9 protein-coding genes are annotated in these 13,737 nt (G+C 53.7%); 4 read left to right on the top strand and 5 right to left on the bottom strand.

Annotation, left to right across the window (positions count from 1 at the left end; genetic code table 11):
- The first annotated feature begins 82 nt into the window (after positions 1-82).
- Positions 83-1,471, top strand: coding sequence for a 5'-deoxyadenosine deaminase (locus tag FGI41_RS12895; RefSeq protein WP_139490556.1), 1,389 nt, complete (start codon positions 83-85; stop codon positions 1,469-1,471).
- A gap of 88 nt (positions 1,472-1,559) precedes the next feature.
- Here the strand turns inward: FGI41_RS12895 and FGI41_RS12890 are convergent, their stop codons facing one another.
- Together FGI41_RS12890 and FGI41_RS12885 are read right to left on the bottom strand one after the other, a co-directional pair.
- On the bottom strand, positions 1,560-2,288 hold the full coding sequence (locus tag FGI41_RS12890) for an amino acid ABC transporter ATP-binding protein (protein WP_139490555.1): 729 nt from the start codon (positions 2,286-2,288) through the stop codon (positions 1,560-1,562).
- A gap of 141 nt (positions 2,289-2,429) precedes the next feature.
- Positions 2,430-4,310 carry a heavy metal translocating P-type ATPase gene (locus tag FGI41_RS12885; RefSeq protein ID WP_255298448.1) on the bottom strand — a complete coding sequence of 627 codons (1,881 nt, stop codon included), beginning with the start codon at positions 4,308-4,310 and terminating at the stop codon, positions 2,430-2,432.
- 301 nt (positions 4,311-4,611) lie between these two features.
- On the opposite strand from FGI41_RS12885, the gene sppA reads away from it, so the two are divergent.
- Together sppA and FGI41_RS12875 are read left to right on the top strand one after the other, a co-directional pair.
- Positions 4,612-5,571 (top strand): signal peptide peptidase SppA, encoded by a 960-nt coding sequence (gene sppA / locus FGI41_RS12880; protein ID WP_139490554.1) that lies wholly within the window; start codon positions 4,612-4,614, stop codon positions 5,569-5,571.
- Positions 5,572-5,586: 15 nt separating this feature from the next.
- Entirely contained in the window at positions 5,587-6,495 is a 909-nt protein-coding gene (locus FGI41_RS12875; RefSeq protein ID WP_139490553.1) for an RDD family protein, read from the top strand.
- Between the two features lie 198 nt (positions 6,496-6,693).
- Here the strand turns inward: FGI41_RS12875 and FGI41_RS12870 are convergent, their stop codons facing one another.
- The 3 genes from FGI41_RS12870 to FGI41_RS12860 form a co-directional block, all read right to left on the bottom strand.
- A complete protein-coding gene (locus FGI41_RS12870; RefSeq protein ID WP_139490552.1) occupies positions 6,694-7,875 on the bottom strand; it encodes an MFS transporter in 1,182 nt (393 codons plus the stop codon).
- A 74-nt stretch (positions 7,876-7,949) separates the two neighbouring features.
- Positions 7,950-10,082 (bottom strand): ABC transporter ATP-binding protein, encoded by a 2,133-nt coding sequence (locus tag FGI41_RS12865; RefSeq protein WP_139490551.1) that lies wholly within the window; start codon positions 10,080-10,082, stop codon positions 7,950-7,952.
- Positions 10,079-11,839, bottom strand: a complete 1,761-nt coding sequence (locus tag FGI41_RS12860) for an ABC transporter ATP-binding protein (protein ID WP_139490550.1) — start codon at positions 11,837-11,839, stop codon at positions 10,079-10,081. Before FGI41_RS12860 ends, FGI41_RS12865 begins: the two co-directional genes overlap by 4 nt.
- 195 nt (positions 11,840-12,034) lie before the next feature.
- Here FGI41_RS12860 and FGI41_RS12855 point away from each other — a divergent pair, with 195 nt between their 5' ends.
- Positions 12,035-13,690 carry a S8 family serine peptidase gene (locus FGI41_RS12855; protein ID WP_139490549.1) on the top strand — a complete coding sequence of 552 codons (1,656 nt, stop codon included), beginning with the start codon at positions 12,035-12,037 and terminating at the stop codon, positions 13,688-13,690.
- The last annotated feature ends 47 nt before the right edge of the window (positions 13,691-13,737 follow it).

Here is a 13,737-nt window from a genome sequence, read left to right as displayed (position 1 = left end):
ACAATGATGGTGTTTTCATGCTTCGTGCGGTTGTGTGGCGGGCATGGGGGCACCATTTTGCTTGATAAGGGACTGATACCTGATGATCTGTTTTCACAATGCCACCATTGTCACGATGAATGATCAGCTTGATATCTTTGATGGACACTTACTCGTACAAGATAACCGGATTCACCAGCTACTCCGACTGGATGAGGAAGCCGAATACATGGCCGTCCGTACTGCGAATCCTGAGATGGAGATCATAGATTGCACGGGCAGGGTGCTTTTGCCTGGATTGATTCAGACGCATATCCATCTGTGCCAGTCCTTGTTCCGCGGGCAAGCAGACGACCTCCCCCTGCTCGATTGGCTGAAGCAAAAAATCTGGCCGCTTGAAGCCGTCCATGACGAGGAATCGATCTATGTCTCGGCACAGCTGGGGATTGCGGAGATGCTGCTATCCGGCACGACTGCAATCGTTGATATGGAGACGGTCAATTATACCCACCATGCGATTCAGGCCATCGCCGACAGCGGAATCCGTGCCCTGACCGGAAAAGTCATCATGGACCGCACCTCTCCTGATATCCCTGTGCCTCTCCACGAATCGACCGAACGGGCCCTGCAGGAGAGCATGGACCTGTACGAAAGATGGCATGGTACCGCCAACGGGCGCATCCAGTATGCTTTTAACCCACGCTTCGCCCTCTCCTGCACAGATGAGCTGATGCGCGAGGTAGCCAAACTCTCCTCCGAAAAAGGCATCCGCGTCCATACCCATGCGTCAGAAAACCTCGATGAAATCCGCATCGTGGAAGAGTTGTACGGCATGCGGAATATTGAATATTTTGACTCTATTGGGCTGACCTCAGACCGACTGATCCTCGCACATTGTGTCTGGCTCGATGATAACGAGATCGAGATGATCAAGCGGTCGGGTGTGCACGTGAGCCACTGTCCTTCCTCTAACATGAAGCTGGCTTCCGGTTTCGCACATATCCCGCGCCTGCTCGAAGAAGGTGTCTCCGTCTCGCTCGGTGCTGACGGCTGTGCCTGCAACAACCACCTCGATATTTTTACCGAGATGCGGATGGCTGCGCTGATCCATAAGCCAACGTACGGCTCTACCTCGATGTCCGCGCAGGATGTACTCTGGATGGCAACCCGCAACGGTGCCAAGGCGTTGGGACAGGAGCAGGACTTGGGCAGTCTGGAAGTCGGGAAAAAAGCGGATGTGGTCGTACTCAATCTCAATCAACTGCATGCGTATCCGTCTGAGACTGTGCCGATCATGAGCCGGATTGTGTACTCCGCTAAATCAACCGATGTAGAGACGGTCATGGTGGATGGACGCGTCGTGGTACGTGACCGACAATTGCTGAGTCTGCCTGTGAACGATATTCTGAGTAATAGTAATGTTCATATTCGCAAGATGGTCGATCGGAGTAAAGTATTTGAGCCGAAGACAACGGATATGGCCAGTCCATAAACGCAAGCAAGCACGCGCCATGTGAGTAGGTCGCGTGCTTTTCGCTGTGTATTCGTGCTCATGGTAACGACTCAGTCCATCTCCCCTGCTAAACCGATACCTTCCCCAAAAAACTCCGCAGCCGCTCATTGCTCGGATTACCAAAAACCCGCTCCGGCGCCCCCTCCTCCACAATCACCCCGCGATCCATAAAGATCACGCGATCCGCCACTTCCCGTGCAAAATTCATCTCGTGCGTCACGACGATCATCGTCATGCCTTCACGGGCCAGCTGCTTCATCACGCCCAGCACCTCCCCGACCAGCTCTGGATCGAGCGCGGAGGTAGGTTCGTCGAACAGCATAATCTTCGGATTCATCGCAAGGGCACGGGCGATGGCGACACGCTGCATCTGGCCGCCGGAGAGCTTTTCGGGGTAGACATCTGCTTTATCCCCCAAGCCTACTTTTTTCAACAGCGACAGTGCTTCTTGCTTTACTTCGTCTGCATGCCGTTTTTTCACCTTGACTGGAGCGAGCATGACATTATCCAGCACGGTCTTATGCGGAAAGAGGTTAAAGCGTTGAAATACCATGCCCACCTCTTCCCGCACTTTGTTCAGGTCGGTCTTGGGATCGGTCAGGTCGTGTCCGTTGACCTTCACTTGCCCATGGGTGATTTCCTCCAGTTGATTGAGACAGCGCAAAAAGGTGCTTTTGCCGGAGCCGGACGGGCCGATGATACAGACCACTTCCTGCTCGGCGATCTGGGTGGTGATGCCTTTGAGTACGGGCAGGTTGCCATAGCTTTTGTGCAGATCGTTGACTTGAATGATCAAGAGATGAACCCCCCTGTGTGTTCTCTGTCAAAATGAGATGAGCGCAAGGCGTCGGTGTCGGGTGATACAAGCCTTTTACTATTATTGTAGTTTCGTTTTGACAGAAAAATCACACGAGTTTTGGATTTTCATCCCGATCCTCTATCCCTGTTTCGGTTGCAGGGTCATCGGTGTGTTGGTGGGCGTTTTGTTCGATTTTTTGGTATGGTTGTCGATCAGCCGGGCCGCGTTGAGTACGACGAGCACGGATGTGGCATTGTGAATCAAAGCACCTGCGATCGGGCCAAGGATGCCAAACATCGCGAGCAGGACAGCAGCGGCATTGATCGCGGTGGAGACGAGCAGGTTCTGCTGGATGACGTGAAGTGTGCGGCGGCCCAGATGTACGGTGTAGGCGATCTTGCTCACGTCGTTGGACAAGAGCACGATATCGGCGGCTTCGGCGGCGATCTGTGTACCGTTCGCACCCATGGCGATTCCGACATGGGCGGCGGTTAGCGCCGGAGCATCATTGATACCATCGCCGACCATTGCGACGACTCGGGATTGGTTACGGTACTTTTGGACGTGTGCGTGCTTCGACTCGGGGAACTGCTCGGCGTAGACGGTGGTGATGCCAGCCTGCTTGGCGATGAATTGGGCAGCTCCGTGGTTATCTCCTGTCAGCAGGGCGATCTCGTCGACACCGTGCTTTCGCAGGAGCTCGACGGTACCGGAGGCTTCGGGGCGGATCAGGTCGGAGACGGTCAGCATGCCAATCGCTTCCCCTTCGACGGCTACGAGGATACCTGTCTGTCCTGCTGCTTCTTTTTCGCTGAGAATCTCATGCAGATTGCCAAGATCGATGCCTGCCTGTGCGAGCAGCTTGCGGTTGCCGACTAAGACCTGCTTGCCGTCCAGCCAGCCCTCGATCCCGCTGCCGACGTGTACGCGGAATTGGCTTACATCAGGTACCTCGACGCCTCTGCGGTCGGCCAGCTCCATCACCGCTTGGGCCAGTGGATGCTCGGAGTGCTGTTCCAGTGCGGCGGCATAACGCAGGACATCCGCGTCGTTCGTGCCGAGATGGGCAATACCTGTTACGTTGAGCTTTCCTTGGGTCAGCGTCCCTGTCTTGTCAAACAGCATCGTGTTGACCTGCCCGATCTGCTCTAAGGCAAGCCCGTTTTTGATCAGAATCCCGTTCTTCGCCGCGTTCCCTACTGCCGCCATGATCGCAGTCGGTGTCGCGAGCACGAGGGCGCATGGGCAGAAGACGATCAGGATGGTCACAGCGCGAACGACATCATCGGTAGCGACATAGACCAGTGCGGCAAGCAAGAGACTGGCTGGTACGAGCCAAGCGGCCCAGCGGTCAAGGAGTCTCTGTACGGGTGCCTTTTTCTCCAGGGCATCGGCGACTAGACGCGTCACTTGGGCGAAGGTCGTCTCATCACCTACTTTTTCCGCGCGGATCTGCATCACGCCGTTTTTGTTCAGCGTACCGACGAATACTTCATCCCCCTGCTGTTTTTCTACCGGCAGAGATTCACCTGTCAGTGCAGATTGGTCGACCGCCGCCTGACCTTCGATGACTATGCCGTCTACGGGGATTTTCTCACCCGGTTTGACCAGCACGATATCGCCTGCGGTCAGCTCTGACAGCTTCACCTCTTGCCACCCGCTGTCCCGCTTCACATGGGCGGTGTCTGGGAGTAAAGCAGCCATCTTTTCTAAGGCAGAAGCCGCTTTGCCCACGGTGCGCTGCTCCATCCACATCCCGATCATCATGATCACAGCCACCTCGGCAGCAGCGAACACCTCACCAATCGAGACAGCTGCGATGATCGCGATCGTCACCAGCACATCGCTGTTGAGCTGTCGCTCTTCCCACAACTCACGGACGGCCGCTGTCATAATCGGCACCCCACAGAGCATGACCGCCAGCCACGCCGGATCAAAGCCATAGATACTCCCCTTCCACCAACTTACCAGTACCCCGATCACCGATACTCCCATCGCTACACGCTTCCACATCGCCATCCCAATCACCCTTTCATCGTCTTCTTCTGCCCCTTGTTGAGAAAGAGAATCAACCCCACAACCCCCATAAAAATGCATCACGCTGTTACCTTAGAGGCAACAGCGTTTTTATTGAGAATGATTATTATTTTGTTTGCGTGGGCAAATTTTCTTTCCTAGAGGAAACATATTTATACTCATTCTAATCTGAGGACTGGCCAATCGTCAATGCCCTCTGCTGTTTTTAGGCGGTTGGATGTGTAAGTCTTCCACTTTCCGCACAAGCTAACATAAGCTCAAGACGGAATCGAGGTGGTTGCTTGTGAATCGCTCCCAAAAAATCGCGCTGGCGATCATCGCCCCCGTCATCATCCTCGGCGTGATCATCGACTTCCTGTTCAGCCCGGATGAGGCGTCTAGTTGGGAGACCCCTTGGCAGGAAACCGTAATCGAAGGCACGGGTGACCAAAAGGTGGTGCAGCTGTTCGTCGAAGGCACGATCCAGAGTCAGACCGAGGATTTCGGCTCCTACTCGATGGTCGACACGCTCAAAAAACAGCTCGATCAGATCCAAGACGACGAGCAGGTAGGCGCCATAGTCCTGCGCATCGACAGCCCCGGCGGTGAAGTGGTCGCCACAGATGAGCTGTACGGCAAGCTGATGCAGATCAAGCAGGCTAAAGACATCCCGATCATCGTCAGCATGGGCTCGATGGCAGCATCCGGCGGTTACTATCTGGCGACAGCGGGCGATACCGTCTTTGCCAACCGCAATACGCTGACTGGCTCACTCGGCGTGATTTTTACCCTGCTCAACTATGGCGATGCGGCCAACCGATATGGCATCAAAGAATATGTGATCAAAAGCGGCAAGTACAAGGATATCGGCAACGCCTTCCGCCCGCTGACGAAGGATGAGCGGGATATTTTTCAGTCGCTTGTGAATGAAAGCTACCAGAACTTCGTCGACGTGATCGTCAAGGGCCGTGACCTCCCCCGTGAAAAAGTTCTCAAAATCGCGGACGGACGCATCTATTCCGGTGAACAGGCGAAAAAGCTCGGGCTCATTGATGAGTTCGGCGACTTGGACGATGCCACCGACCGTGCTGTGGAGCTACTCGGCGGCGAAGCGACCGTGGTGCGGTATGAGGAAGACTTTTCGTTCGAAAACCTGTTGCTTGGTGCTCAGAAGACCCTCAAGAGAACGCGCAATCCGCTGGGCATGGATACCCTCTTGGGCCGAGGAGCGACACCGAAGCTGCTTTATCAATTCCGACCTTAAAAGGAGATTTTACATATGGATAACAAAGAACGTGAGAATGCATCGGTCACAGGTGCTTCCTCTGCGGATGGCACCTCCTCCGTCAATACCACGACGACGACTAACACAACGGAGACGACCGTTACCACTACAGGTACGACGAATCCAGCGATGATCCGTAACACTTCGGGTCCGGGTAACCAAAATGCGGACAACACCAACTATACCAACGGCGTAACCGATGCGAATCCCAATCTGGACGCCAGCGCACGAATGGATGATGACGTGATGCCAGAGCGGTTTCTCAACTCTGACGCAGCCGCTCTGACAGGTCAGCAGAGCCAGAATACGCCTTATGCTGCCGATCAAGGCGGGAACGAGGGGAGCAGCAGTTCGGGGGATAACGTTCAGACATCCGGCGGTGATTCAAGCTCAGGCAACAACGTTCAGTCTTTCGGCGGTGATTCAGGCTCAGGCAACAACGTCCACACATTCAGCGGTGGCTCTGCCGCGGTCAGCAGGGACTATGCCGGCTTCTGGCTCCGTTTTGCCGCTACGGTAGTGGACAGTATCTTTTTGAGTGCAGTGAATGCGATTATTTTTGACTCGATGGAACGCGCGATGGGCATCGATAATCCGGCTCAGACGCTCACCTCGATGGATATGTGGGCCGTTTTGTTCAATTTTGCCTACATCATCCTGCTGACATGGTGGACAGGCCAGACCTTGGGCAAGATGCTCTTCCGCATCCGCGTCGTCAATGCCAATACGCACACTAGCGGGGAGCGACTCTCGTTCGGTCAGGTCATTCTGCGTGAGGTGATCGGGAAGCTGCTCAGTTCGCTTGTCCTGTTGATCGGCTACCTCTGGATGCTGTTCAATGACGAAAAACAGACCTGGCACGACAAGCTCGCCAAGACGTATGTCGTACGGGTGCCGCGATAACCCAATCAAAAACCTACGAAAAAAGGATGAGTACCCGATCAGTTCGAGTCACTCATCCTTTTTCATGAGGGTTAAAAAATGCTGGCTGTGACCGCATAGACGGAGAAGAACAACAGCCACACCAAACCGCGTTTTCGGGTGCATGGGGTTAGCATGATGGGATCACCTCATTGGTTACTGTCCCACGCCAGACGAGATTTATGCCTGATGCACCGTAACATTTCCCGCCTGCTCCACCTTCTTCGGTCTGTGCAGCATGCTCAACAGCACAAACACCCCAAGCAAAATCCCCAACAGGGTAAACATAAAATCTGGCCGCAGATAATCGAGCACATAGCCGTTCACATTCGGCGCCAGGATACTAGCTACACTAAAATTCATCGAGGCGATCACACCTGCTGTCGGTACCATTCCAGCCGGAAGCACGTCAGCGGAATACGCCATCCCCATCGAATAGAAGGAGCCGACCGCTGCACCCGCGATTCCGAGCAGAAGCATCATCGTCCACAGTGAATGAACCGCCAGCGGGAACGCGATGAACGCGGCACAGCCGACGAGTGCACAGGAGGCCATCACTTTTTTCCGTCCGAGACGGTCACTGAGCGCCCCCAGCGGCAGCTGCAGGATCAAGCTCCCGATCACAAACGATGGCAGGATCAGCGCCAGCATATCACTGGTCATACCGACACGCACGGCATATACCGGAAAACTCGCATTCAGTCCCGCTTCCATATAACCGTACAAAAACGATGGGATCAGGGCAAGCCAAGCCAGCCGGACTGTCGCTGCGTATTTGTTTTCTTTTTTGCCCTCTGTCGTGGTGATCGCCTGCGGATAAGCATTGCGAATCCGCGACAGCATGACGAAGGCGATCAGATTAAAAGCGAACAGAGCGAGAAACGGTGCCCACAGTCCAAACGGCTCCAGCTTGAGTCCAAGCGGCCCAATCCCAAAACCGACCCCATACGCCAAGCCGTAGAGCGAAATATCACGTCCGCGCCGCTCTGGTGTGGTGATGTCCGTCATCCAGATCTGGGTCGAATAGTGCAGGCTCGAGTCCCCCACCCCCATCAGGAAGCGCAGGATGAACCAGACGGTGAGCGATGAGAAAAACGGAATCAACACGGTGGAGATCGTCACGAGCGTCAGACCGATCAAAATCGTCGTTCGATATCCCAGCCGTCTGATTGGCGTCTCTAGCCACGGCGACACGAGGAACACCCCGATATAGAGCGCCGCGGCATTTAAACCATTTGCGATGGAGGAGACCCCTCTCTCCTCCAGCATAATTGACAAGAGCGGCAGGGTTAATCCCTGGCTCATCCCCGCGATCATGACAACCACGATCAACGTCCAAAAGGTAAAGCGTCTCGAAGGCATGTATGTCTAATCCCCTTTCTATCTACTTGAAAATCATACACCCTTCCTGTAGTTCCAAGTCAACCGCTGTTTTTTTACACTTGACTCATAGCAGACGTGTCAAGCGCTTGGCCTGCGGTTCGTCCGCCTTGCTGGAGCTCATACATCTTCTGATAGACACCGTCTTGGCTCATCAGCTGTTCATGTGTTCCCTGCTCCACAATCTCCCCGCGCGACAAGACCAGTATCTGATCCGCATGCTGGATCGTCGACAGCCTGTGTGCGATGATAAAGGTAGTACGCCCACTCGACAACACATGCAGCGCATCCTGAATCGCGGACTCGGTCTCACTGTCGATGTTGGCCGTTGCTTCATCTAATATGAGAATCGCCGGATCAGCCGCAAGCGCTCTGGCAAACGAAAGCAACTGCCGCTGACCTGCTGACAAGGTCGCCCCGCGCTCCACCACCTGCTCCGCATACCCGTCCGGCAGCTGCTGGACGAACGGATCAGCCTTGACCGCCACCGCCGCATCCCGCATCGCCTCATCACTGATCTTGCCCTCATCATACAGCTTGATATTAAACGCCACATCCCCTGTAAACAAAAACGGGTCCTGCAGCACCAGCCCGATATGCTGACGAAGCGATTTCGGATCAAGCTCCGCGATATCCACACCGTCAATCGTGATCCGCCCTTTTGCTATTTCATAAAAGCGCAGCAGGACGTTCATCAGCGAGCTTTTCCCCGAACCGGTATGACCGACCAGCGCGATCGTCTGCCCCGGCTTCGCGGTGAATGAGATATCTTTTAACACATACTCATCGTCTTTATAAGCGAACCAGACATTCTCAAAAACCACTTCCCCTGTTGGGCGCGGAAGCGTGTTGTGCTTAGGCTCCTGCATCGTCGGAGTATCGAGTACCTCAAATACACGTCCTGATGCAGTCAGCGCCTGCTGCAGCTGCGGCAGACGGGAGAGCACGATATTGATCGGCTCGAAAAAGCGCCCCAGATAATCCACGAACGCAAACAATATCCCGAACGTCACAGGTGTCCCTGCCGCCATATCATCCAATGCCGTCTGGCCAAAGTACCAGACAATCCCCGTCACGACCAGCTTTTCTAACACGTCGACAGCCGGACGCAACAGCAGTGCCTGAAAATTGTTCTCCCGAATCCGGCCCTGATAATACTCCTGATTGACCCGGGCGAACTCCGCCTCCACCGCCTGCTCCCGGCGGAAGGCCTGAACGACCGCCATATTCTGAATCATTTCGTTAATCGTTGCATTGAGATCACTCAATCTGCTGCGGATGATCGCAAAGGTACGGGAGCTGTAATAACGATACACACCCACCAATACCAGAATAAAGGGTACCGCCATCAGGCAGACCATCGCCATCGTCGGATGCATCAGCAAGAGGGCAGCAAGAATCCCGATCATATAGACCCCATTCTGCACAAAGGTAGCCAAGACGCTGACATACAGCTCGCGGATCGCTTCTGTATCATTGGTCGCCCGCGAAACAAGCGAACCGACAGGGGTACGATCAAAATACGAGACTGGCAGCTTTTGCAGATGGGTGAACAGATCGATCCGCATCTTCTGGATGATCCGTTGCGCAGTGGTGTTGAGGGAGAGCAACTGCACATAGTTAAGACCTGCTGACACCACGATCAGCCCGGCATATAATCCGACCAGCCCGAGCAGTGGTGGAATCTCGCTTGTGTACAGAGACTCCACCTCCTCCGCTGTCAGCAAAACAGCCTCCAGCTGCTCCTGCCGATCCCCCTGCCCGACCGAGATCATGTAGACCCCGCGCCCGCCTTCACTGCGTCCCGTATCCGTGATGGTTCGTTGGCCCTCCAGCCCAAACGTGCCTTGGATCAGGTAGTACTTCGTATCCTCCGAGAGAATCTGAAGGGGTTTCTGTCGGCTCACCTCATCGGCGTACTCTTCCGAAAACCAGTCTTCCCGTATTAGTTCTTGTGTACCAATATTAACTTTTTGTACATTTTCTGTCATTTGTGCAGAAAAACTTTCCACAGTGTACCACTTTTTCTGTATACTCAAGATGTGATTATCAATCGCAAGCTTGGCGATAAACGGCCCGGATAACTCTGCACTGGTACCTAAAATCAACAGGAAAAGAGCGAAGAAAATCGACTTTCGGAATGGTTGGGCATATGCGATCAGACGCCTGATCACAGATGGTTGATTCATGCGCCTCTCCCCCCTTCTCCTGCTACCAGCTGCTCCATTTGCTGACGGCGGTATTGCTCGGCGTACCAGCCATTTTGGGCCATCAGCTCGGCATGTGTGCCTTGCTCGATGATTTTCCCTTCATCTAATACAATGATATGGTTGGCATGCTGTACCGCTGATAGACGGTGTGCCGTGATGACGGTCGTCTTGCCGGCCCGTTTTTCGCGGATATGGTGCAGGATGCTCTCTTCGGTACGCGCATCGACAGCGGACAAGGAGTCATCGAGGATCAGGATTTCTGCTTCCATCAGGAGCGCACGGGCAATCGAAATCCGTTGCTTCTGCCCGCCGGAGAGCATGACGCCTTTTTCCCCGACCATTGTCTGCAAACCGTCTGAGAGATGCCCCAAGTCTTTGTACATCTCAGCGGCCTTGAGTGCTTCGATTACCTGCTCTTCTGTCGCCGCCACTCTCCCGAATGCGACGTTGCGTTCGATCGTACGGGAGAATAGCAGGTGCTCCTGCGGCACATAAGCGATCTTTTCACGCAGGGCGGAGAGTGTCATTCCCTCGATTGGAATCCCCGCATAATACAACTGCCCCCAAGCCAACGGATACTGATGAAGCAATACACGGCAGAGTGTTGATTTGCCGCTGCCCGTCCGTCCCACCACGCCCAGTGTCTCGCCTTCTTTTAGACAAAACGATAGATCGCGTAGCGATGGCTGCTCACTCCCCGGATAGGTGAAGGTCAGATTCTTCGCTTCCACGCTTCCTGCCGGGACATGCTCTCTAGCACCTGCCAGATCGGTGACATCCGGTGTCTCAGACAGCAGTTCCCGGAGCCGCTTCAGAGACGCGCTCCCCCGCTGCAGGATATTCATCAGCCACCCAAAGGCAAACATCGGCCAGATCAACAAGCCTAGATAAAGGTTGAATGCGACCAGATCGCCAAGCGAAATCTGACTGTTGATCACCAGGATCGAACCATACCCTAATCCCGTCAAAAAGCTCATCCCAATAATCGCAGCGGTCGTCGGCTCGAACAGTGCATCGATCCGCACCACACTGATATTCTTTTGCAGCGTATTCTCACTCACACAGCGGAACTCTTCTACATCCCGTTCTTCCTGAACAAACGAACGCAGCACCCGCACCCCAGATACGGACTGCTGCACATGGTCATTCATCTGCCCAAATGCCTCCTGGGCCACATAATAACGTTCATGCAGCAATCGACCATAATACGCTGTCGCCCACGCCAGAAACGGCATCGGCACCAGCGCCGCCAGCGTCAGCCGCCAATCGATCATCACGACCATCGTCCCAAAGGCAAGCAACGTCATCACAATCGAGTCGACCAGACTCAACACGCCAAACCCAGCCGTCATCTCAATCGCCGGGATATCATTGGTCGCAATCGCCATCAAATCCCCGGTACGGTGCCGGTGAAAAAACGTTGGCGTCATCCGCGTGATATGTCCGAAAAACTGCTGGCGCAGCGTCCGCTCCAGAATCAATGAGCCCCCAAGCAGCAGATACCTCCATAGAAAACGGAGCACATACAGCGACACCCCGATCCCAAGCAACATCCAGACCGTCTCAAGCAACAGGCCCTCTGTCAGCGTCCCTGTACGGATCTGATCCACGGTCTGCCCAATCCAGCGCGGAGGCAAAAGCAGCATCACATCAATTACTACCAAGATGATGATCCCGATGACGTAACGTTTCCAGTACGTTCGGAAAAACCAAGCCAATTCACGAAACGTCCCCACTTTTCGTTCCCCCTTCTCTCTAATGATCCATATTGTCTTATCAATCGAAATATTTTGCAACCAATACGCAATAATAACAACATTTAATATTTTCTGTATATTGACTAAATTTCCAAATGTTTATATAATTAAATTAACAGATGAGCATTAACAGCTCATTCTGTTATAAAAAAGATAAAGAGAGGAAGGGTTCGCATGAACAAAAAGTGGGTTGCATTAATGACTGCCAGCGCACTCGTTGCAAGCTCCGTCTCCGTTGTTTCCGCAAAAGGTACACCAGAAGGTGACGTATCACTACCACAGATCGTTGACAAAGACAAAAACAAACTTTTTGACACCCTAGATGAAAAGCTCGATAAAGTGAAGGATGAAGACCTGGTTGATGTAATCGTTATGTATAAAGACCAAGCCGCATCCATTGATAAACATATGGAGAAAGCTCAAAGCGAAATCGGCCAATTCAAAACCAAAGCCAAATACTCCGCAGTATTTAACGGCTTCGCCGCTTCCCTGAGCAAAAAACAAATCAAACAACTCCAAAAAGATGACGCGATCAAGCAAATCGAGTTGGACATGCCTGTACAAGCTTTCATGGGCACAGCTCAAGACTCGTTCGGCAGCAAAAAAGCGGCCACTGACTTCGGCCTCGACGGTGACCGTGACGGCAATCCAACCTCTTACAGCAAAAATGACGTAGTCGTTGCTGTAATCGACACAGGGGTTGACGCTGCACACGTAGACCTCGACGGCGGCAAAGTCATTGCCTTCAAAGACTGGGTAGGCAACAAAACCGTTGCTTACGATGACAACGGCCACGGTACACACGTATCAGGCATCATCGCAGGTACAGGTGAAGCCAACGCTTCCTATAAAGGAGTAGCTCCTGGTGCTGCGATCGTCGGTCTCAAAGTACTCGACTCTGCTGGTTCCGGCACTATGAGTAACGTAGCTGCTGCCGTAGACTGGGCTGTCGCCAATAAAGATACGTATGGCATTAAAGTGATTAACATGTCACTTGGCACCAGCGGCTCCTCTGACGGTACAGATGCTACCTCTGTAGCAGTCAACAACGCCAATGCTGCAGGCATCGCGGTTATGGTAGCGGCTGGTAACTCCGGTCCTAACCGTTCCACGATCGGCTCTCCAGGTGCTGCTTCCGGTGCGATCACCGTAGGCGCTATGGCTGACGTAGGTGAACTCGGCTTCAACCTGCGCGACTTCTCCAGCCGCGGACCGACAGCAGATGGCCGCATCAAGCCGGACATCGCTTCCCCAGGCTACAACATCATGGCAGCCAAAGCTAACTCTGGTAACGGCTATGTCTCCTACAGTGGTACTTCCATGGCGACTCCGTTCACAGCAGGCGTAGCAGCCCTGATGCTCGATGCCAACTATTCCCTCACTCCAACTGATATCCGCTCCAAGCTGACCACCACCGCTCAAGACTGGGGTCCAGCCGGTCAAGACATCGACTTCGGTTTTGGTCGTCTGCAAGCATATGAAGCGATCAAATCTGCAGGTGGCTTCACAGGCACAGGCCCTGCTGTTCCTGACCACACCTATGTCAGCGGCAGCATCGCGGCTAAAGGAGAAAGAAAGCAATTCACCGTTAACGTAACTGACATCAACACCCCGCTCTCCGCGAGCCTCGTAATGTCCGTTGCTTCCTCTACCCGTCCTGACTTCGACCTCTACGTCTATGACCCAACTGGCGTACGAGTCGGTGCATCCGAGACAACCAAACGCCAAGACCAAGTTTCCTTCAAGCCAACCAAAACCGGCGCGTACACGGTAGAAGTGTACTCTTACTCCGGCACTGGCCCATTCTTCCTTGATGTGAGCTACAAATAAGCGGACGCTACTAAAACCCGCTCAGAACAACAGAAAAACCCTTACTT

Origin of the sequence: Brevibacillus dissolubilis (genome assembly GCF_006170445.1) — a bacterium.
Classification (GTDB): Bacteria; Bacillota; Bacilli; order Brevibacillales; family Brevibacillaceae; genus Brevibacillus_B; species Brevibacillus_B dissolubilis.
The sequence above is the reverse complement of the archived record's forward strand: the minus strand, read 5'-3'. Positions and strand labels throughout refer to the sequence as shown.